The sequence below is a fragment of the Clostridium sp. RTP31139st1_H3_RTP31139_211217 genome (assembly GCF_040227035.1).
Lineage (GTDB): Bacteria > Bacillota > Clostridia > Clostridiales > Clostridiaceae > Clostridium > Clostridium saudiense.
In genome coordinates, this window is record NZ_JBCOAB010000023.1 from 34,331 (window position 1) to 58,097 (window position 23,767).

Here is a 23,767-nt window from a genome sequence, read left to right on the forward strand (position 1 = left end):
AAAGTAATTTTTATTTGAAAATTTATATATCTTCATTTTTATATTTCATACCTTTTATTTCTCTTTAACTTTTACTATTTTAATTTAGTTTATTGTAAGTTTTTTACTTAAATGTTAAAATATCAATAAAGCAATATTTACATCTTAACATAAGATTGAAAGGGGAACTCATGGAAAACATAAAAAAGTTAAAACCAACAAAAGAGCTTTGGATAAAGATAAAATGGATGGCCAAATATGCTAAACCAGCTATCCCATTTTTAATATTTTCAATAATAGTAAATGTTATTTTTTCTTTACTTGGAATATATAACGTTACAGTCTCAAAATCATTAATAGATTCAGCAATTAGTGGTGATTCAGATCAAACTATAAAATGGCTAATTATAATGCTTGTTATTACATTAATTAGCATGCTATCATCACCAGTAACATCTTTTATGAGCACACATTCCTCAACAAAGCTTACTCAAAATATTCAAAGAAAAATATATCAACATATTCAGTGTAGTGACTGGCTTGAACAAAGTAAATTTCACTCAGTAAGCTTATTAACAAGAGTCACTTCAGATGTAAGCAATATTAGTTCTGCTATTCTTGGAACTATTCCAAGCCTTGTTTCATTAACTGTTACATTGGTAGGATCCTTTTATACTCTTATAACATGGGCACCTTCAATAGCCTTTGTTGCAGTATTTATAGGACCTTTCTTAGTTATAGTAGGAAGATTTTTCAGTAAAAAGCTTAAAGATTTATATAAAGAAGCTCAAGAAGAAGATGTTAAATATAGATCTTTTATGCAAGAATCAATACAAAATATAATGATTGTTAAAACTTTCTGTATGGAAAAAATAAATATGCACAGACTTGTTGAGATTCAAGATAATAAATATAGAATTGCAATGAGAAATACTAAGCTTTCTGTTATGACTTCACTTTCTATGAGTTTTTGCTCATCTCTAGCTTACTTTACAATATTCACATGGGGTGTTTTAAACATAGCTAGTGGGGTATCTACTTATGGTACCTTTACAGGAATGCTTCAATTATATAGCAAAGTGCAATCTCCATTTTCATCTTTAGCAAGTATGATTCCTGGTCTTATTTCTACTATAGCTGCTGCAGAAAGACTTATGGAAATAGAGGCTATTCCAGTTGAAAAAATGGCCAATGAAAAGGAACTTGATGATATTGCAAGTAAAGAAGTTGCTTTAGATAGTATTAAATTAGATAATATCATTAATAAAGATGCATGCCTCTTTAATAGACCTGACATTATATTTGATAATGTTTATTTTGCATATAAGGATGACAATTATATTTTAAATGATATCAATTTAACTATTAAATCTGGTGAAACACTTGCTTTTGTTGGTCCATCTGGTGAAGGTAAAACAACTATGATTAGGTTGATTTTATCTTTAATAACCCCAACTAAAGGTAATGTACTCCTTAGTGAGGATGATCTAGTTAAGGATATGAATAGGAACTTCAGAAATCTTATTTCTTATGTACCTCAAGGTAATACATTATTTTCTGGAAGTATTAGAAGTAATCTTCTTTATGGTAAGCCTGACGCTACTGATGATGAAATTATAACCGCATTAACTAGTGCTTGTGCCATTGATTTTGTTAATGAACTTGAAGATGGACTTGATACTATGATTGGTGAAAAAGGCGTAGGTATATCCGAAGGACAAGCCCAAAGAATTGCAATTGCTAGATCTTTCTTAAGAATAAAACCTATATTAATTCTTGATGAAGCTACTGCTTCTCTTGATCCTGAAACTGAAGTTAATGTTCTTAAAGCTGTACGTTCTTTACCTAGCAAGCCAACTTGTATTATTATAACTCACAGACCGTCTGCTCTTAATATTTGTAATAGAATTATGAAGCTTGAAAAGGGTCATTTAAGACAAGTTAGTAGAGAAAGTATTTTAGAAGTTGCTAATGAATTAATGTAAATTAAAAAAGCTATCTGGATATGCGCTAAGATTAGGTATATATCCTAGATAGCTTGTTTTTTTGACTATAATTATATATAAATGAGTACTATCAAATTTAATTATATTTTTTTAAATTTATTTATATTACTTGTGAATGTAAGGTGTTGAAAATTTATTAAAGCTTTAATAAATAATTATTAAAATAGAAAATACCACCAATCACATATGTAAATTAATGGCATTAAAATATTTAAATTGTATATATACTATAGTTTAAATAGTAAAAATTAGGCTACTTATAATATTTGATTATTATATACATATTTCACCTTTTAAATTACTAAATAGTTTTATACTACTATTTATTTTACTAATAAAAAATACAACTATGATGATTTTTTTATTACCATAGTTGTATTTTTACCATTACTAGAATATTATTAATCTAATTCTTAAATATTTAGATAACTTATTATACTTTTCTAATATTCTCTTTAAACTCTTATTAAGATGTTTGCTCTACACTTCCATGATCCTTTGGATGCCATCTATTATGAACATGGCACCAAACCCAATCTGGATGTTGCTCTGGTTTCTTATTTGGATCAGTATATTCTTCATTTCCATTTCCAAAAGTTACTGTACCATTCCAATTACAAATATTAATATAATCAGATGCCTCCATTGTTTCACAAATATCAATACTAATAATACTTGGTTGCTTCCACTCTTTCATTATTTTTCCCCTCCAAATCTTTGAATTTTATATTTTATATTTTTAATAAAGGTATTTAAAATTTATTTTTATTAAAAATAAATTTATCAAATTAAACTAACGCTTTATAAACTTCCTACCAACTTCCTCTATTACATAATACTTAACATATCTAATTTATATATGAATGTTAATCTCTTTACCTCTTTTTTTTATTATCAAACTTTATTATTTACTATAATGATTAATTAACTTATTAAAATAATAAATTTTAAAATACCTAGTTATTCAATGATAAATTAATTAATCATAACTTATCTATACCTATTAAATATAAGTAAACTATACCTTTTACCTAATATCCCCATAAATTTCAATGGTTTATAATTTAATTTTAATACATAAGATATAGTAAATAAATTACACATATTAATAAACTTTGTTATATATTAGTATTACTTCTATATAATTATTTTCTAATTTATAAAGCTAATAAAAAAAACTTAGATGCAAATTCATATATTTAATTTGCATCTAAGCTCATACTTACATTTTCAATCTATATTCATTATTGTAGTAGTCCTCTACCTTTATAAATACCTCATAAGCTATCCAACTTACTAAAGCTAAAATAGAAATAATAATTCCCACCATCAAACCTGGTACCTTATACTTAAACTCTATAACATGCTCCCCTTTACTGAATTCTTCTGTATCAACATCCACACCAATCAATCCATCTAATATCCTTGCATACTCAACATTCTTACCATCAATTTTTACTGTCCATCCTTCATCATAAGGTATAGAAGTGTATAGCAAAGTCTTATCCTCAGTAACACTTATATTACCTTTAACATAACCATCCCTATAATCAGTATCACTAATAATATTTTCCTTTAAATTATTATAAACTTCTTCAAATTCATCAACATCACAAGAATAAATTTGCAATTCCTTTAAATATAGTTTATTTGTATTTAAATTAATCTCTATTCTTATATCTTCACCCTTATTAAATTCCCCGATATACTCCACATTATAATTTCTACTATCAAATTCAGTAAATTTTCTAACACCATTAATAGAAACTCTTACTTGATTGCTACTACCAGTTCCACTTTCATATGCATTAGATTTTAAAAACATATAAACTGGATTATTATCTTCCGCCTCAACTACAAATGTAATGCTTGCTTCCTTTTGATTATCCATTCTTTTATAACATACTTCGCCATCATTTATAGTTGAAATTAAATTTTCAGATGTTATTTCCTTTATGCTTAACGATTTATTAATAACCTTTTTCTCATTTACCATTGAACTTAAAATGCTATTATTCAATTCAAATGTATTAACTTCTGTAGTAGCTACATTCTTCAAACTATCATTAACCATGAATGCTATAGGTAAAGCAAGTGGATTTTCATAAACTATATAATCTCCCTCTTCTAAAAACTTCTTATAATATCTATTTTCTGTATAGTGATTATCAGAAAAGTTTTCAGATTTTTTTGATACTATTTGATATTTAACTCCTAATAATGAATCTATACTAATAAGACTTCCTCTATTATATTTCTCGAAAATACTACTTGTCTTAAACCCCATATTAGTCATAAACTTTCTAGTATTTCTATCATTTGCTGAACTTGAATGAGTGATACCATAATAATTTAATAGCATTGGATCATCATACGTATTAGCAAAAACTTCTTCCATTCTATAAAAGTTATCCATATTCTCTTTTAATTCATCAACTATTAGTTGCATTTCATTAATATAATTGTATATACGTACTCTTGATACATAGCTTTTCAACTTTAAACAGCTATATGCATTAATAATTAATTCTATAAAAACAATAGCCATAATTAATATATTTATGATTTGTCCTACTTTTCTTCTTTTTAAGTACCTTAGCCTTTTTCTATTATTATCAACTTTTCCACACTGACTATCACTTATAGATTTATTGATATACCTAACTTCACCTTCAGCACATCTATTAAATTTAACTATTTTATATATCCATGGATATAATGATAGACTAAAATTCCACTTCTCATACTTATCAAGATTAATCCAATTAGCTAACTTAATCAAAATTATATAGACTACAAAAAATAAAAATGTTAATAATATGTTCCATTGAGATAACCCTTCATAATCACCATATAAAATATATCCTGTACATACCGTACCTAATAAAATTATTATAGCTATTTTTAACTTCGATATATTTTCACCACTTATAAACTCCTTATAAGCTAAAACAATTCCTAAAAACGATATTAAAAAGGAAAATCTATATTCAAATCCTACTGGATAATCAAACCCATGCCATATTAATACCAATATACTAATAAAAATGCTTAATAAAAGTACAAACATAAATATTCCAGATAAAATTCTCTCTTTCCTACTTATGTTCTTATTTAAAAAATATAATATCCCTAATACAGTTATAATAACTCCACAATATATATTGGGGTAATTTCCCATTATTTGTCCCAAACTATAGTTTCCAATAAAAAGTTGGGCAATTACTTCATCTAAACTCATCATTAGTTTAGGTGATTCTTGAAAAATCCTAAACTTTGCTTTTCCTGAACCTAATGATAGTACCGTTGGAATAAGTATAAATGCTGATAATGCAACTGATAATACAGATGCACCTATAAAATTTCTTAGCTTTATTAAAGCAACCTTATCTAGCTTTATTAATTTAACCTTATTATTTAATATTAATTTATAGATAAAGTACAATCCTGAAAAAATACATATCATATATCCAATATAATAATTCGAAACTATTGCTATAAATAATGATATTACATATAGCTTATACTTATTTTCATTTATAAGCTTGTCTATTCCTAACATAACTAAAGGTAATAAAACAACTCCATCTAACCACATTATATTAAGTTGAAAGTTAATATTATATGCCATGAAAGAATAACATAAAGAAAACATAATTACATTTATATCTTTTTTCTTAAAGCTTTGTATTAAATATATTGTAAATGTTAATGAGGATAAACCTATCTTTATTAATGTTATAACTACTATAGTCTCTGCAATATAAACCTTTGGAAATAATCCTATAATTAAATTTAAAGGACTTGACATATAATAAGCAAAAAGCCCTACAGTATTTCCCCCTAAACTCTTACTAAAACTATAAAATAGATTTGCCTCACCTTTTAATACATCTTTTATATGCCCTAAAAATCCAACATATTGTAAGTACATATCACTATTTACTATAGTCTTATCTCCTGTTGGGTATATACCTATTAGAGCATAAATTACTACCATTAACATAATAGGAACAATAAATGAGAATATATAAATATAATTTTCTTTAAGCTTTAATTTTAACTTCTTCATCCACTTCAATTTCCTTGTTATCTAGTATTTTTTCTTCTTTTACTATATATAATGGTCTTTGCTTTGTTTCTAAATATACTTTCCCCAAATACTGCCCAATTATTCCAAAAATAAGCAACTGAACTCCACTTATTAATACTGTAAATACTATTAAGATTAAGCTTGTTGATATATTTACATCCATCATTAAGTATTTAATAATTAATGATACTCCTAACACTGTTCCTATTAAGCATAGCAATGCCCCTATTACTGTTAAAATAATTAGTGGAACAGTAGAAAATCCTATTATTCCATCTATTGAATAAGCAAATAATTTAAATAATGACCATTTACTTTTACCTGCAACTCTATTAACATTTTCATGTCCTATCCATTTAACATTAAATCCAACCCATTGAAATATTCCCTTTGTAAATCTACTTTTTTCTTCTATTGAAAGTACAGCTTCAAGGAATTTTCTATTCATCATTCTATAATCTTCCTCACCTTGTATAAAATCAAGTTCTGTAATCTTACTTGCAAGTTTAAAAAAGATTTTTGAAAAAAAATATCTTATTTTATTTTCACCTTTTCTATCTATCCTATAAGCTACTACACTATCATAGCCTTCTTTTGTTATTCCATAATACATATCCTTTATTAATCTTGGTGGATGTTGTAAATCTGCATCTATTATAACTACATATTCACCACTTGCTGCTTTCAATCCAGCATATATTGCTGCTTCTTTACCAAAATTTCTTGAAAATGATATATATTTCACTTTACTGTCCACTTTTGAATAACCTTTTATTATTTCTAATGTTTTGTCTTTTGACCCATCATCTATAAATATTATTTCAAACTTTACCTTTTTCATTTCAGAGGTAACTTTCGTAATCTCCACATAAAAGCTTTTTAATGCATCTTCTTCGTCATAGCATGGTACTACAACAGTTATTGTATCCATGAGATTAATACCTCCTTTTACTTGCTTATTGCTTTATTTACTTCAGACCTTAGTTCATCTACTCCTTTAAATATAAATACTTTACTAAATATAAAATTAATTAATGCTACTAAAACTCCTATTATTAGCTTGGCTACAATATCATTCATTAAAAGTAAATCTACAAATAAAAATAGTAATACCACTTCTGATAAGCCAGAAATCAATCTACAGTTCATAAATTTTATGAATTCTTCTATTATTACATCCTTATTTATATAAGAACTATTAAATACAAAAAATTTATTAGTTATATATGCAAATACAACAGATATTATCCAAGCAATTGCGTTGCTTATAAGATAATTTATATTTATAATATTTGAAAATAAATAATATGCTATTAAATTAACTATTGTTGTTAGTACTCCGAATATTACATATAAAATTATTTCTTTATTTATTAGCTTTTTTATATTATTCATTTTTCCTCCTTATCTATAATTGCTAAATAATTATATATCTTTTTACAATTATTTACAATTAATCAATTAGTAGTACTTCTTTTTATTAACTTTAAAACACTGATAAAGGAAAACTATTTATATATACTTATGTAACCATTATCAATGTGTTTTCATATTATTATATCAGGGAGATTGTTTGCTTTGTTAATTTATAAGGGAGGTGTTTTCATAATGATAAGTTTATTTATTAATGACCATGAAGTAATATTTGATTATTTAAATAAGGCATTCACATTTAAAATAAATAATATACCTAATGATATAAACGATATTAATTCATATATAGCTAAAGAAATTATTGCTATACAGTCAGATAATAATTTTAATAAATATTATACTTCATTCATGTATAAAGCTGAAAATAATATGTAATACAAAAAGACTATCATTAATAGAACATCATTTTTTCTATTACGATAGTCTTATAATTAAAATCTCTTTAAATTCTTATGATAACCTAGTATTTTAAAAGTAAATAATCTCCTAATTAGCAAATTTAGCTACCACAGTATATTGCTCTCTAATAGCTCCACCTGTTACATAATACTCACCACATCTAAGCCATGCATGAGCTTTCATCTCATTTCCTTCTTTCCTAACTCCTAAATAAATAGTAGTAGAAATCCCTTTAGACTTAAGCATCCTTTGTGCAGTTAAGGCTTGTACTAAGCATTTACTTTCCCAAGGAGTCTTGCTTGATATTAAAGTAACAACCCATGAAATATGACTTGCAATCTTATAAACATCCCTTGTTTCTTTTGCTGCTGATTCCTCTTTATGCTTTCCCATACGTTTTCTTAACTTATTAAAAGGAACAAATAAAATAAATGCCCTATAAAATCCCGTATAGAAAAAGGCCTTAAGAAACTCAATTTTTAATTCATTACTAATCTTAAAGAATGTTTTTGTTTTTCTAGTTAATACTGATAAGATCTGCATTATCTAATCTTCCTAAAAATTCAATTACAGTATCCTTGCAAGTCTCTTCATCAACCTCATATTCATTTCGTAAAGTACTGATTATCTCTTTAACATTTATAGGCTCACTAATGATTTCCCATATTCTGCTTCCAACTTCATTCATCATAAAGTATTCACCTTTATCAAGATTCATCATTACCTTTTCTCCATCTAAATCTGTATCATCTATTTCTAAATTTTTATTAATTACTGTTTCTAAATTTATTCCATAATCTTTTTTTACTTTTCCTATTTTCCCAGTGCTCTTCTTAAAATTAATCATAATTCTTATCCCACCCTATTCATTTTAAATTTAACAGTATTATCTTTATATAAATTTTACCAATTAATTCAAATTAGTTAAATAGCCCAAATTATTCATTAATATATTACACTTTAGTACTACTTATTTTTTATTAAGTATAATTGCAGTTATTTTATTTTTAAATTGCTACATTTTTAAATAAACTTATTGTCGCTTCATTTGTATATAAATATAAATCACTATATAAAAAATTAGCATAACAAACTTTATAAACTTATAATTAACTATTCTTTAAAATTAATTATAAATATTAATTCTCTTAATCCTCTAACTTAATAAATATACTATTTCTTGATATTGGTTTCTCAATTAGATTACTATTTCTATCAAAAATTACTGAAGCATAATCATCTTGATTATAATTACCCAACGCCTTATATTTTGAGCTTATATTTACATCCATAAAAGAATATTGACTAAAATGTATAACCATTAACCCGCCTTTTTTTAGGTAACTATCTAGCTCTATTACTTGATTTTCAAACTTTTCAAAAGGGTATATTTTCTTCAAACTTTTAACACCTTGACGCGTAATAGTATCTGGAGTCCTTTGCAATACTGCCATACAAAAAATCAAATCATATTTTCCACATTTTCTTATATCTTTTTCATTAGAATCTATAAATCTAATCTTATTATCCACTTTAAGATTCCTACATATCTGAAGACTATTCTTATTAATCTCTGCTCCTATAATATTTGCATCGTTAAAATATTTTCGTAAAGTTAAGACTTACTCTCCTGTTGAACATCCATATGAAAGAATTTTTATATTATTTACACCCTTAAAATAATCCCTACAAGCAGAAAATATTACCGGATATCTATCCATGCATGTTAGTGGAGTTGTTTGATGAACTTTTCCCCCCTTAAAAACAGTCATACCAAATACAGCTCTAAATTTCTTATCAGTAATAATCTTTTTCACTGTATATGCACTCTTCTTTATAAAATATAAGCTTCTTACCATATACCTTATAATTAAATTTTCCGAGTTATAGTTACCTTTTATCCATTTTCTAATATCTCCATCTCTCTCCATAGTTATTGACCCCCAAACTTATATTTATCAAAAAAGTTACCTAAAATGATTGCCTCATTATAAGTAACCTTAACTAATTTATATTTTATTAAGTTGGTAACTCTAATCTTTCATGACACTTACATCTACCTTCTGGGATTGATTTCTTATGTCTCTTATGATTACATCCTGGATAATTACACATTTTATCCTCATTATTAGGATTATTATTGCTTGGACAATCTGCTTTCATTACAGACGCTTCAATATCCATAGGACAATCCACTATATTTTCATTAGTATTTTGAAAGTTCATAGTTTCTAATTCTGGCTTTTTCCATTGTCTCTTCATTTTATTTCTCCCATAGCGTTTTTTATTTAAAATTTATAAAATCTTAAACACATATTTTCCTAAATTACTGCTTCTTCAATAGTTAATATTTTTTCTTCAATTAACGCAATTTGCTTATCAACAGTAAATTGATCTTTTGGTCTAGTTACAACATAGAAATTAATATTTTTAGCTATATTAAGACACTTTTTGAAATATTCAGGATTCACTCCTCCTAAATGCTTAATATATTCCCCTCTATATATATTATTAATTATGTTATTTATCTTTTCACTACCTTTTAGCTCTTCAATAGTTACCTCTTCAACATCACCAACAATAAGCTTAATTATTGTTGTTAATTTTCTTGGCTCATAAATAAATTCCTCTTTAGCAGGAACTATATATTTAACTTCCTTATCACTCATAAATGAAGTATTCTTTTCTTTATCATATCCAAACTTATCCATAGCCGATTCACATAACTTTTGATAAGGGAATCCTGACATTACATATGGAACCTTATCAAACATTATTCCTGCAACATCATCAGATATAAACTTGTACCCTTTTTCTCTTAACGCTGTAGTTAATGTAGATTTACCGGCACCTCTATCCCCTGTAAATATAACAGCATTATTATCCATTTCTATAACGCCACCATGTATGGCTACCATGTCTCTTTGTAGCATTATAAAACCTAAGCAACTACACATTATATATACTTTCATAAGTTGCATATTTGCATCTTCACATACTTCTACTTCTATTTTATTTCCGTTTGTTATACAGTATGTTGCTATATTATCTATATGAAACCATATTTTTTCTTTTTGTAATTGAATTTTTCTTCCTTCTGAAACACTTTTCTTAATTTCATCATCCATTACTGAATAAGATATTGTTACTATTTCATCTTCTGGAATAGCATTTAAATTTTCAAACTCATCAATTTTTATCTCTGATTTTATATTTAATCCATAAACTTTATAATTATTTAATAGCATTCTCTTATACCCACTCTCATAATTTTGATAATTATTAAGTTTATTATACTATTATATTTTTTGGTAATAAATTACACTTTAGTATTACTGTTAAATTTAATTACATACTACTAATATAAAAAAATAAAGTCCGTATATAAAAAAGAATCTATATTAAAATTAAATTTAAAAATTCAATTCAAATATAGATTCTTTAATTTCTACACTTATCTCTTAAGACAATAGATTGTCATTATCTCCATCATCTTTATCGGCTAAATCTCTATGACAATAACAATATCCCTTATATTTACTTAATCCCGTATGAATGCACCATTCTTTTTTACATGAGCCTAAAAATCCATCTAATATTAGTTCTTGTACACCATCTGGTGAACAATCCTCTATATTTTCATTAGTGCTCTTTAAGTTTAAATTTTTAACTTCTGGTTTTAACCATTTCTTTTTCATTTTTATCCCCCTTATATATCACTTACTAATCATTTGTAAGTAAAATTTATACTTCTATTAAAGTATATAATCTCAATCCATATTATGTAAATAATTAACATTGTTTATATTTTACTTATATTTTATATACCTCATTTTTAGTAATTCCTTATAATACTTAGATGTACAGAATCTTAAATTAACATATATAAGAAAAAATTTTTATTTTAAGTACCACTTATCTTCTTTGTATTTCTATTATAATTTTATCTATTACATGAATTTGTACTTTATATTTTAAAACTGTACTAGATTTAATATATAATTTTATTTAACTCAAAAATTATAATAATCCTGGGTTGGATTTATTGGACAGTTTTACCTAACCTATTTGGCTTATGCTCATGAGCTAGTCTATATGGCTTTTCATTACAATAAGTAATTAATTCTTGTTCCATAGAATTTTCACAATAACAAGTTTATCTGCATGTTTAGCTTGAACTTAATTATTTTAATTCTGACGTTAACCATTTTCTATTCATTTTTTAATCATCCTTTCATCATCATCTTCACTATAATATTTAATTTAATCTTCAAGTAGATATAATAATTTTATAATCTTATTCTAATTTATGTAAATTTCACCTTCGATATAATTTTATAATTAATACTTTTCATATTAGCAATTCATAGGAGTTACTCAAAATTATTAATTGTTTTATAAAATAATAATTTAGATATAACAAAAATTTCAATTTAAAAACTATTTTTGTAAAAGATAAAAATGCTAATTAGTTAATTTCACTAATTAGCATTTAATATTTCTTCTATCTTACTTTCAAATTCTTCTACAGTTATTGTGTTGGCTATCTTCTGTCCATTGATATACATTGTAGGAACTTCTTCTAATTCCAACCTCTGCTTTTCATTAGTTATTTTTTTTAAATCACTTATATTATCTTTATTTTCATTATGACCTAAACTAAAAAATTCAATTACATCATTCTGATTATTAAAGACTATCCATTCATTTTGAGTTTCATATATTTTAGTTAAAAAATCAAAGTCCTTACTTTGTTCATCAGTCATATATTTATAAATTAAATCATCAAATTCAAACCTAATAATATCAATAGGTTTTTCAATAAATTTTATTTCTCCAGATTCTATATATTTTTTCAATGAGCTATTTAGCTTATTATGTAGTTCATAACAATCTGGGCACTGAAAACTAGTATAGTTAACAACTTCTATCTCTGCATTATTATCTCCATATACTAAACCGGCTTCGTTACTTTGATTACACCCTATTAATAGAGAAACACAAAATACTAATATCAATTTTTTTATCTTTTCCATCCTAAATCTCCATATTTAACAAGCTAGCAACATACCATAAAATGGTGTATTGCTAACTTATATATTTCTAGATTATATAAAATATTATTATGATATCTTACATCCATTTTCTCCACGGTTTGGGCATCTTAATTTAAAGAATCCAGTCCCATGATTATTTCTATAAGCATCTAAAGCCTCTCCAAAGCTATTACATGTTTTTCCATATGTCCATCCACAACATAAACATTTTACATTAAAAGTAATATCTAAATCACATGCTGGGATTGAAGTAGCTTCAGTCACAGTTTGTCCTGTACTATCTGTTACCAAACAATCGTTATCTTCATAAGTTTTTTCTACTTCTAACATTTTTAAAGTTGGATTATTCCAATTCTTTTTCATTATTATTCACCTCTTTTTTAAATTTCAATTTCCTCAATACCAATTTCATCTTTTAATTTGGCCGTATTAAAAGATATACAACTAAAAAAGAATCCTTTTTTATGTTAATATTTTACTTTTTTTGTTCGTTCCATGTAAATAATTACTTTTGCTTATTTCTTATGTTATTAAAATAATTATTTATAAGTAATACTGCGCTACTTAATTTTTCTTTAAGCTTTATATAAATTACTCCTAAATATTAAAAAGGTGCTATAAAAACTACAGCACCTTTCATTTAACTATAATTCCATCCACTCTAAAAGCTTATTCCTATTAATTGCAACAATTGCTCCCTTAGTTAAAAATTCATACTTATCTTTAAAAGTATATCCATCAAAAAATATACCAGCAAATAAATGATGAATCCACGCAATAGGTGTTAATATTTTAATTTTCTTTGCATAATTATACTTTTCAGACATGCTATCAACAGATGGAAAAATAAATCTAAAATATCTTTTTATAGCTCCTAAAGTAGCATTACCATCCTTATCTTCAAAATTAAAAGCAACTTGTGTAGCAAATTGATTAGCCATTTCTTTTTTACCATGTACTCCAGATTCAAAAATCTCGTCAATCAATGCCGCCACATATTTTTTATTACTAACAAATTTTATATCAATACCTTTTGGAACTTCCATATTAAATAACTCTTTACATAATAAAAACATAATCAAACTAAATTTTTCAAATCCATACATTCTAGCTTTCATTATAAAACTGTTCCAATCAATTTCATTACCTTTTTTCTCAACAAGTAATACAAGATCACATAGTTGTCTTACCCCAAAACCTGTTGCTGCAAGATGTGCTGCCATATGCATACACAAATGTAATGCCAAATCATCATACGCTAAAGATAACGCTGATTCTTTACCTACATTAATATCAATAGCACGCTTCCAAATCAAACGTTCGTAATGCTCTAACTCGTTACTAAATCCATCTCTTTTAAATAAATGCCAATGAACTTCAACAACAGGATATTTATGATGAACTAATGCTATATGATGGGATGCTTTATGATCCTCTAAGAAAACATATCCCATATCAATTAATATTTGCTTAACAGTTTCCACATCATCTTTATGCACTAAAATATCTGCATCACTCATACTTCTTTGATCAGGCTGTGGATAAAACTCTCTAACTACTAATCCTTTTAATACTATAACTGGTATTTCTCTTTCATTTATCTTAGCTAATACTTCTGATAATCCTGAAATATGTCTTGATTGCCCTATTCCTGTAATAGCAGCCTTTTTCTTTAATATATTTAATCTATCATTCCCAATCTTTGAAACCAAACTTCCTTTACGTAATGCTAAATATATTATACCTTCAACTTTATGTTTATTGGCTAATTCCAACACCTCATCCCAATCAACATTTTCATAGTATTTTTCCGCACTAGCCCCTCTAATACCATCAGATAAAATGTCTATAAACTGTCTTTGAGTATTATCCATATAATTTCCTCCCCTAAATTAACATCCCCGTTTAAATTCTCTGTTCGTTTTTTACAAAATAATCCTTTTAATTATACCATTTACTTTTATTTTTGTATATTTAATACATTATTTTTTTCTATAAATATCACTTAAAACAATGAAATATTAATTAATATATTGAATTTCTAAAATTTCATATTAATTATTTTTCATGTTATTTAAAACAGCCATTATATTTTTTATATAAAAATAATTTATTCTCTCTTTAATGTTATAACTGAAATTTCAGGTTTATTAAAAACTCGCAATCCACTTGATGATGCACCTATCCCCCTATTAACTATCATAGTTGTATTACCTACCTTAAACTCACCTGCATCATACTTAGGAAAATAATCTTTTTCTGGAGATGCTATTCCTATTCCTATAATAGGAATCCTAATAATTCCTCCATGCATATGCCCTGCTAATACTAAGTCAGCTCCCCACTCACTATATTCTTCTATAAATAATGGATTATGTGCTAACAATATATTAAACTTATTTTTATCCACTTCATCTAATTTATCATTAATATATTTATCATCTAATTGCCCTGATGAAACATATAATCCAGTTTGGCCATCTAATGGAATATCTATTTCATATAAATTAATTGACTCATCATCTTTAATTAATTCTATATAATTATTTTTTAAAACACCTACTCCTAAACTTTTAATATCATTTATAAAGTTTTCGTACTCTTTAGGTTTTAATATCTCTGATAATTCTTCATGATTTCCATTAATATAGTATGTAGGATATTTAGGTGCTAGATCATTAATTAACTTTTCTAATTCTTCTATATTTTCAACATCCCAGCTTATCATATCCCCTGTCATAACAATTATATCTGGATTAATTTTTTCAATTTCATTTATTATTATTTCTGTCGTATCATTATATCCTTTACTATGAAAATCAGATAACTGAACAATTGTGTAATCATCAAACTTCTTAGATATCTTATCACTTTTTACTGTATATCTGGTTATATCAACCTTTTTGCTTAAATATGTATATAAAAAAACTACTAATAAAATCAAAAAAATTATTATTTTCTTATTTTTCATGTTTTCTCCTTACATATCTTAATCCCTAAAATTGTAACATATATATCCTTAGGCTTATATAACACCTTATTATTACTCATAATTACTAATTCATATTTATAAATTTATTATGAGCATTAAGAAATTTGTAATTGTAACCCTACCTATTTTTACATTTTTTTTATATATCCCATGTTATGATAGCTTTATATCAAGAATAATATTGATTTATTAAGCATAAAAAGGAGGCTAATATGAAAAATAACTTACCTAAAAAATATAAATTCCTTATCTTATCTATAATTTCATTAGTAGTAATTTTATTAATATCATGTATATTACTATTTGAAACTCTCGTTCCAACAATAACAACTAAACTTTCCTCTTCAGAAGTGCTTTCTACTAACGATATAAATATAAATGAAGTTCCCTATATCTCAACATACTATATTGAGCCAAAAGTTTCTCCCAATGAAGATGTAATAATAGATTACTATGTAACTGACTATTATCATAAGGAATATACAGAAGAAGATACTTCTGAAACATTCACTATTACAGTTAAAATTGATGGCCAAACAGATATCGTTAAAAAGAATGTAAAAGCTGGAGATAATTCTATTAATATAGGGAAATTCAAAACTACTGGTGAGCAAAAATTTTCTATAATAGCAACTGATCAATATTGTCGTAACTCTCATGAACTTTTTAATTTTTTTCTTGTTGAAGATTCTGATGAAAAAGAAAAAAACTCTAAAGAGTATGTTATGACAAAAGATGACTTAATTAAATATAATATAAAAAATACTGATACTTATGAAAATAAATACATTGCTACTTTAAATCTAGAAGAACCTACTTCTGAAACTGTCAAAGCGGAACTTGAAAAAATTGCTGAAACTATTATTCCTAATTCAAATACTTATACTTGCATAATTGCAGATACTGTTGGCAACGGTGAACCTGGTAATTGGTGGGGTGAAACTATTGTTAAGTATGCTGATGATTATAATAAAGACACTGTAATGCAAGAAGCTGCTAACACAAGAGCTGGACTTCAACAATTACTTGATGATATAAGTTTCCAAGGGTATACTTCTATCAAATTATTACCTGGAACTTATAGAATAGATCATGAAGAAACTATTTTTATTCCTTCTAACTTTACCTTAGATATGAATGGTGCAACTATTAAATTAAATCAATTTACTGGTGATAGTGCCTTAATGATAACACTTAATAATACCTATGACTCGCATGTTATTAACGGAACTATTGAAGGAGATTATTATAGTCATGATTACTCTAACTCTCCTAACAATTCTGAATGGGTAATGGGTATAAGCATAGGTGGTGAATCTAAATATAGTTCTTTCGAAAATTTAACTGTAAAAGATATTACTGGATATGGTGGTGGTAATGGTATTGCTAAATCTAGAGATGAAAGCTTTGGATATACTTATACTAATCCAACTGCAATTGGTGATACTTTTAAACTTGGTGATATTGATAGTGAAACTGGAGAATTTATTGAATCTACTAATAGAACCACTTCTGATTTTATAGATATTGCTGGATATGATGGAATTGGTTACTTATCTATTAGTAGGTATTTAGGCTATCAAGGTAATTCATGCAATACTTGGAATATGATTGCTCATTTTTATGATGGTGAGCAAAATTATATATCATCTATTGATGGATATTTTTATAGAAGAATTGGTGTACCTGATGGTGCTAAGTATATGAAAGTTACTATCTTAGAAGAAAGCTACCCTACTGATTTATCGGTACAGTATTTTAGAGTTCCTACTCACTGTGCATTTAAAAATATTAAATTTGAAAATAATAGATGCGTTGGATTAGCTCAAGCTGCTATGAAAGATATGCTTGTTGAAAATTGTGAATTTACTCGATGCGGACAATCCTCAGCTAAATGTGCATATGATGCTGAAGATGGCTGGGATCAAATGCAAGATGTTACATTTAGAAACCTCAATTTTCATGACAATCCTAATAATGATTTCTTAACTTGTGCAGGACATAATTTTGTTATTGAAAATATGAAAGCTGGCAAAGTTTATTTTTGGGAACGTACTAATTCTTATGTTGTTAGAAACTCTAATGATATTGATTCTGCTAATTTAGGACATACAAGTAGGCAGCGCACTGGCTATGTAAGATTTTATAATAATACTGTTAATGGAAATATATCAATTGGTGCTGCTGAAGAAAATGATAATTGGCCTCTTACTGTTAAGGATTGTACTATTAACGGACGAGCAGAAAATGTTGTTGATAAGGGATTGTATTTAAGATGTACAATTAATAATGCAATTGACAACGGTGATAAATGGAACTTAGGCTTAGGTGGTGGTAATTTCAAGGATTGCACTATTAGTGATAAAAGTGGTCAAAATTCTGGTGGTATTTATGATAATTGTACATTTAATAATATTAATGGCAATATTCATGGAACCTTTGATATTAAAAATTGCACTATTAATAATTGGAATGTTTATGTTGGTGGGTATGAACCAAACTATACCTTTAAAGATAGTGAATTAAATAATTTTTCTATTATTTTTAACTACTGGTGTGAAGGTGCTGTAACTACTTTTGATAATTGTACTATTAATAATGAAGATTATTTATTAAAATTACCTCATTATAGTATGAAACAACCTATAATCATTCTTAATTCTTCCTTTACTTCTAATGGCAATGATGGAATGGTTGTTTTTTATGATGATAGAACTGGTGGCTCTGCTGGTGGGTTAGTTAATCAAGATATGCTAACTCTTGAAAATAATAAAATTAATCTTGATAATTCTGAGTATGTTGTTACTGGCATTGATAGGGATACTGTTAATAATATTAATCTTACTTTTAGTGATAATGAATTGGTATCTGATAAGTTAAAACTTTATGATGAATCATGTAATGAAATTAGTAATATAAAGATATCACAATAACCTTTGTGATATCTTTATATGATTAGAGTTAGACTATTTTTAAGTTTATTTTACTATACCTTCTATAGTTTAATAATAAATATGTATATTACTATCAAAACCTATACCAATATGCACATATTTCAATTACCCTTATCCACATTAGCATAATAATTATAATAATCCAGATTATTATCTTAAATTAAGCACCATTTAATATTCAATATATGAATTACTAAATGGTGCCTCTCTAAAACTTATCTATTTTTTCTTTCATTAGAAATTGATATTTTCATATCTTTTTGTATTTCTTCTATAAAAGGTGGATTATTAAGTTTCCATAGTTAGAACATTCTCTCCATTTCAAACATCCATATCGGAAATAGAGCTTTCCTATTCTAACTTTTCTTCCTACTCTATATTCCTGTGTATTTATTCTATTTACTATACTTTCATTAAATATTAATTACCATACCTGCTTTTTGATTTTTTATTTTTTTATCAATAGCTCTTATGATTGGATTATATATAAGATTAATGATATAAGAGCTTACCACACATAATACAACTAACAAACTATATATAAATAAGCTATATTTTACACTCCAAATTAATTGCCTAAAATAAATAGAATAAAAAAACATATGAATAAGCCACATATTTGTTGAGTGATTTCCTAAATAATTTAATGTACTATTTATCCATTTAGGTTTGTCCATTAAATTAAATACACATATAAATACTATTCCTGTAAATACAGCTACAAATAATGACTGAACTATTCCATGTGCAACTAACATCAACCCTATTATAAAAATACATAATATATTTTTATATCTTACCCTATTTACCATGTTAAATAACTTACTATATATCTTATGTTTAGCAAATATTGCGCCTACTATAAATGGAAATTGTGAAGTTCCAAGTAAAGCTATCTGACTAATTCCCCAATCTAATATTTCATTATTTAAAGTTATTATTCCTCTTATTCTTTGAATATATGCCACAAAGTAAAATACTAATGACAAAAGTACAATTGTTATATTGTTATATTTATTTACAAGCTTATTTATAAATTGTGATATTAAAACTAATATTATATATGTAGTTAAAAACCACCATGCACCATTATAAGCTGGCTCTATTGCTAGAAATGATAATAAAAACTTTTTTAAACTTCCAGGATAAGAGTTCCCCATTCCCATTAAAGGTCCAAGAATTACTACAAATATTAAAAGTATTATCCAATAATTTATATATAATTTAAATATTCTTATTAAATTATTTTTTAAATACTTTTCTTTATTATTTTTATAGCTAATAAAAAGCCCATACCCACTGCAAAAACAATAAATTGCTACACAGCAATCCCCAAATAATGCTAAGTAATACATTAATGGTACTTCACCTATAAATAGTATCGGAATATATAATCCTTCATAATTTTTAGTACAAAATAAATGTAGTAATAGCATAAATAATATTGCTACACCTTTAGTTATTTTTATTTGATTCTTAGTTAATTCCATACTTACCCCCATCCAATTTTAATACCTATTTTATTACAGTATCTACATTCAACTCTTTTATATTATTTTTAATTACTAGTTTATTATTTATAAATTCATTTATCCTCCTAAAAATATAACTTAATATAACTAAAGTTATAAAATACATAATTCCTATAATTATAGAGCCATTTATATTAGGAATTACTGTTATTAATTTATTGTGTAATAAATATATCTCGAATGATATTCCACTTAATAAAGCTATTATATTACCTGTTAATTTAAATCTTTTACTTAACGAAACCAATAGTATTGCATAAGATAATGTTGAAATATTTAATATAAATTCTCTAATAAATATATTACTTGATATTATTGATATAATTCTTGTAATTCCTAATATAGCTATAATTCCTATTATTTTAAATACATATTTTTTGTTTAGGAACCTAATAAAATTCTCCTTATAAGCTGCTACAAATATCCCACCTGCAAATGAAAATGCAATATTAGTAATAGTAGTTCCTAAATTTAGAACAATTCCTAAAATTAAATAAATAAATGCCCCTATCGAAAATATAATTGTTCCCTTTTTTATTGTTGTAAACCTAAATGATATATAAAATATTAGATAAAAGATAACTATACTATATATAAACCACATAACTCCATCAATTAATTTAATTCCTAAAGCATATTTAATAATATCTATAGCTTCGAAATCTTGTCCTTTAATTAAATCAACAACAATAAATATAATATTGGATATTACAAATGGTACATATATAGTTAATATTCTCTTTTTAAGAAATCCATTTAAATAATTTTTATTACTTAAATATGAACTCATTACTCCAAAACCTGCTAAAAATAAGAACAAAGCAACTGAATATTTTCCTATCTCTATATAAGGTAATGTAATTATATTTATACCAATCCTCTGCGATAAATGATGTAATACTATTAATATTGCCGAAACTCCCTTTAATACCTGACTATCATATTTGCTTAAGAACACATCCTTACTATTTTTTCTTTTTATAGATAAAATTAAAACTATTAGTACAATAAAATATGCTATAAATAAAAAACCTTTATTCTCTATAGCTAACTCAATCATATTATCCCTCCATACTCTAATTAATACTTATCCTCAATATTATCTCATATAATTGAATTTTTTCCAATTAATTGCTCCATTTCCCTTTAATATTTTTTATTCATTTTTAATCAAATCTATTATTTTATTTCATTAAACCCATCATTAATAAATCTCACTCTAAAACTTAAAGCACTATTAATATTTCTATTAATTTCTCAATATCATCTAAAGAAAATCATAGCTTTTGCTTTTAATTTTTGTTTATTTTTATAAAACACTCTATATTTTTAACAAATTCTACACAATATAAAAAACAAATATAAAACATTTGAATTTATTGGTAATAAAAGTATTATATTATCATATTATAAATTAACTTTGAATATTCAGTCGAAAGAATGCATAATTATTAATATTTCACTCATAAAATCAGCCATATTATTCTTATAGTAAATAAATTTAAGAAAGGAGTATACAAAATGAGTTCTTTATATGAAGTTTCTAGCCTTATTGCCTTAGTTATGAATAAACAAAGTGTCCTATCTCAAGTATTAGGAATATTAACTCGTGGTACCAAAATCGATGTTATAAATATTTCTGATGGATGGGCACAATTTCGTTACAATAATACTAATGCCTATGTTAAAAACACATCTTTAAAATCAATTAATAATCAAACCATTGTAGAAACTGGTTCTGTAATAATAAAATATCTAGATTTAGACACAAATGCTGAGGTTTATACTTCTCAATTATTAAACAATCTACCTTTGGGCACTTATAACTATGATGCTCCAAGTATTTATGGATATAAATTAACTAATCACACACCTCAAATTGTAAATTTAACTACAGTATCGCCTAATCAAACAATAATATTCTATTACTCAAGAATAGTATGTAGCGTTACCATTAATTATATCGATGAAAACACCAATACTAATATTTCTAATTCAATTTTCATAGACAATTTAAGCTTAGGTAGCTACTCTTATGGTGCTATTGAAATTGAAGGCTACTCCCTTAACGATGTTCTAACTAAAACTGTAACTTTGACTTCACACAATCCTAATGTAGAAGTTGCTTTTATGTATACTAAACTATATGGATCTGTAACAATTAAGTATATTGATGAAAACACAGGAAATTCTCTTGCTTCTGAAGATAAATACTCTAATTTGGAATTTGGAAGTTATTCTTATACTGCAAAAGCAATATTAGACTATAAATTAATTAGCAATTCAACTCAAACAACAACTATAAGTGATACTAACCTTAATACAATTCTTATCTTTAAATACGCTAAAATTTTTGGTTCTGTTACTATTAAATATATTGATATTTATACTGATAGCAATCTTAAAGAGCCAACTATTATTTCTAATTTACCATTAGGAGAATACACCTACGATTCAATTGAATTTCATGGATACAATATAATAAATTCAGATACTCAAAGCGTAACATTATCTCAAATTACTCCTGATGTTACTATAATTTTTGAATATGAGAAAATTGTAATTCCAGCAGATTTAAATTTAAATGAAGTTCCTTATATTTCAACTTACTATATTAAACCTATAGTTAAACCTAGCGAAGAAGTATTAATAGATTATTATATTACTGATTATTATTATAAAGAATATCTTGAAGATGATTATAGTTTAACTTTTACTGTTACAGTTAGAATTGGAGGGAAAGAAGATAAAATTTATCCCAATTTAAAAGCTGGAGATCATCAAGTTAGTTTAGGTAGTTTTACTATTGAAGGTGAACAAAAATTTTCTATTCTTTGTACTGATAAATATGGTAGGAATTCTCATGAACTATTTAATTTCTTCTTAGTTCAAGGTGATGTTAAAGTTAAGGAATACGTTATGACTGAAGATGACTTAGCAACTTATAATATTAAGAATACTGATGATTATGAGGAAAAAGTTTATGTTAAAGTTGATAAATTAACTGATACTACAACTGGAACTAAAATTGAAGAAGTCGCTAATGCTACTGTTGTCCCAAGCCATAAGTATATTTGTTTTATTGGAACTACTGAAGAAGATGAAAATGGAAATCCTATAATGCAAACTACTGCTGCAAGATTCTGGCTTAATACTATTGTTAAATATGCCGATGATTATGATAAAAATGCTGTTTTAACAGAGGCTACTAATACTAGAATAGGACTTCAAAAATTATTAGATGGATAAATTACAATATCAAGTGCAACACTAATTAATTGCAAAAAAAATAACCCATACGGGTACGTTCATGTTAAAGTA

21 protein-coding genes are annotated in these 23,767 nt (G+C 25.7%); 4 read left to right on the forward strand and 17 right to left on the reverse strand.

Translation table 11 applies throughout. From position 1 onward, the window contains the following. Window positions 1-170: 170 nt before the first annotated feature. The gene (locus tag ABUA17_RS10855) at window positions 171-1,964 is read left to right on the forward strand and encodes an ABC transporter ATP-binding protein (protein WP_195952685.1); all 1,794 of its coding nucleotides are present in this window, start codon (window positions 171-173) and stop codon (window positions 1,962-1,964) included. Between the two features lie 487 nt (window positions 1,965-2,451). Here ABUA17_RS10855 and ABUA17_RS10860 read toward each other — a convergent pair whose 3' ends face one another. The 4 genes from ABUA17_RS10860 to ABUA17_RS10875 form a co-directional block, all read right to left on the reverse strand. Beyond that, window positions 2,452-2,682: a hypothetical protein gene (locus ABUA17_RS10860; RefSeq protein ID WP_195952684.1), complete on the reverse strand. Its 231-nt coding sequence runs from the start codon at window positions 2,680-2,682 to the stop codon at window positions 2,452-2,454. Window positions 2,683-3,207: 525 nt separating this feature from the next. Then, window positions 3,208-6,057 carry a YfhO family protein gene (locus ABUA17_RS10865; RefSeq protein ID WP_195952683.1) on the reverse strand — a complete coding sequence of 950 codons (2,850 nt, stop codon included), beginning with the start codon at window positions 6,055-6,057 and terminating at the stop codon, window positions 3,208-3,210. Beyond that, window positions 6,032-7,009, reverse strand: a complete 978-nt coding sequence (locus ABUA17_RS10870) for a glycosyltransferase family 2 protein (RefSeq protein ID WP_288161216.1) — start codon at window positions 7,007-7,009, stop codon at window positions 6,032-6,034. The genes ABUA17_RS10865 and ABUA17_RS10870 overlap by 26 nt, the downstream gene beginning before the upstream one ends. 17 nt (window positions 7,010-7,026) lie before the next feature. Next, a complete protein-coding gene (locus ABUA17_RS10875) occupies window positions 7,027-7,473 on the reverse strand; it encodes a GtrA family protein (protein WP_042401382.1) in 447 nt (148 codons plus the stop codon). Window positions 7,474-7,686: 213 nt separating this feature from the next. Between ABUA17_RS10875 and ABUA17_RS10880 the strand changes: the two genes are divergently transcribed. Continuing rightward, window positions 7,687-7,887 (forward strand): hypothetical protein, encoded by a 201-nt coding sequence (locus ABUA17_RS10880; protein WP_154821246.1) that lies wholly within the window; start codon window positions 7,687-7,689, stop codon window positions 7,885-7,887. Between the two features lie 111 nt (window positions 7,888-7,998). Here ABUA17_RS10880 and ABUA17_RS10885 read toward each other — a convergent pair whose 3' ends face one another. From ABUA17_RS10885 to ABUA17_RS10935, 11 genes are all read right to left on the reverse strand, one after another. Further along, entirely contained in the window at window positions 7,999-8,454 is a 456-nt protein-coding gene (locus tag ABUA17_RS10885) for a lasso peptide biosynthesis B2 protein (RefSeq protein ID WP_055277418.1), read from the reverse strand. Further along, window positions 8,429-8,758 carry a lasso peptide biosynthesis PqqD family chaperone gene (locus ABUA17_RS10890; RefSeq protein ID WP_042401375.1) on the reverse strand — a complete coding sequence of 110 codons (330 nt, stop codon included), beginning with the start codon at window positions 8,756-8,758 and terminating at the stop codon, window positions 8,429-8,431. The genes ABUA17_RS10885 and ABUA17_RS10890 overlap by 26 nt, the downstream gene beginning before the upstream one ends. 301 nt (window positions 8,759-9,059) lie before the next feature. Then, window positions 9,060-9,443, reverse strand: a complete 384-nt coding sequence (locus ABUA17_RS10895; RefSeq protein WP_195952476.1) for a hypothetical protein — start codon at window positions 9,441-9,443, stop codon at window positions 9,060-9,062. A 90-nt stretch (window positions 9,444-9,533) separates the two neighbouring features. Beyond that, window positions 9,534-9,842: a hypothetical protein gene (locus ABUA17_RS10900; RefSeq protein ID WP_195952477.1), complete on the reverse strand. Its 309-nt coding sequence runs from the start codon at window positions 9,840-9,842 to the stop codon at window positions 9,534-9,536. 88 nt (window positions 9,843-9,930) lie between these two features. Continuing rightward, window positions 9,931-10,173 carry a hypothetical protein gene (locus ABUA17_RS10905; protein ID WP_349818018.1) on the reverse strand — a complete coding sequence of 81 codons (243 nt, stop codon included), beginning with the start codon at window positions 10,171-10,173 and terminating at the stop codon, window positions 9,931-9,933. 59 nt (window positions 10,174-10,232) lie between these two features. Beyond that, window positions 10,233-11,159 (reverse strand): phosphoenolpyruvate carboxykinase (ATP), encoded by a 927-nt coding sequence (locus tag ABUA17_RS10910; protein WP_195952479.1) that lies wholly within the window; start codon window positions 11,157-11,159, stop codon window positions 10,233-10,235. A gap of 213 nt (window positions 11,160-11,372) precedes the next feature. Continuing rightward, entirely contained in the window at window positions 11,373-11,609 is a 237-nt protein-coding gene (locus ABUA17_RS10915; RefSeq protein ID WP_154821241.1) for a hypothetical protein, read from the reverse strand. A gap of 783 nt (window positions 11,610-12,392) precedes the next feature. Beyond that, window positions 12,393-12,947 carry a thioredoxin domain-containing protein gene (locus ABUA17_RS10920; protein WP_195952480.1) on the reverse strand — a complete coding sequence of 185 codons (555 nt, stop codon included), beginning with the start codon at window positions 12,945-12,947 and terminating at the stop codon, window positions 12,393-12,395. A gap of 87 nt (window positions 12,948-13,034) precedes the next feature. Beyond that, a complete protein-coding gene (locus ABUA17_RS10925; protein WP_154821239.1) occupies window positions 13,035-13,331 on the reverse strand; it encodes a hypothetical protein in 297 nt (98 codons plus the stop codon). A 281-nt stretch (window positions 13,332-13,612) separates the two neighbouring features. After that, a complete protein-coding gene (locus ABUA17_RS10930) occupies window positions 13,613-14,842 on the reverse strand; it encodes a nucleotidyltransferase domain-containing protein (RefSeq protein WP_195952481.1) in 1,230 nt (409 codons plus the stop codon). Between the two features lie 236 nt (window positions 14,843-15,078). Then, complete coding sequence (locus tag ABUA17_RS10935; RefSeq protein WP_195952482.1) at window positions 15,079-15,939, reverse strand: metallophosphoesterase; 861 nt, start codon at window positions 15,937-15,939, stop codon at window positions 15,079-15,081. A 233-nt stretch (window positions 15,940-16,172) separates the two neighbouring features. Here ABUA17_RS10935 and ABUA17_RS10940 point away from each other — a divergent pair, with 233 nt between their 5' ends. Then, window positions 16,173-18,893 carry a hypothetical protein gene (locus ABUA17_RS10940; protein WP_195952483.1) on the forward strand — a complete coding sequence of 907 codons (2,721 nt, stop codon included), beginning with the start codon at window positions 16,173-16,175 and terminating at the stop codon, window positions 18,891-18,893. Between the two features lie 434 nt (window positions 18,894-19,327). Here ABUA17_RS10940 and ABUA17_RS10945 read toward each other — a convergent pair whose 3' ends face one another. Both ABUA17_RS10945 and ABUA17_RS10950 read right to left on the reverse strand, forming a co-directional pair. Next, window positions 19,328-20,404: an acyltransferase family protein gene (locus tag ABUA17_RS10945; protein WP_055278012.1), complete on the reverse strand. Its 1,077-nt coding sequence runs from the start codon at window positions 20,402-20,404 to the stop codon at window positions 19,328-19,330. A 25-nt stretch (window positions 20,405-20,429) separates the two neighbouring features. Next, window positions 20,430-21,506 (reverse strand): acyltransferase family protein, encoded by a 1,077-nt coding sequence (locus tag ABUA17_RS10950; protein ID WP_055275353.1) that lies wholly within the window; start codon window positions 21,504-21,506, stop codon window positions 20,430-20,432. Between the two features lie 461 nt (window positions 21,507-21,967). Between ABUA17_RS10950 and ABUA17_RS10955 the strand changes: the two genes are divergently transcribed. After that, a complete protein-coding gene (locus ABUA17_RS10955; protein ID WP_349818017.1) occupies window positions 21,968-23,695 on the forward strand; it encodes a MucBP domain-containing protein in 1,728 nt (575 codons plus the stop codon). Window positions 23,696-23,767 lie beyond the last annotated feature (72 nt).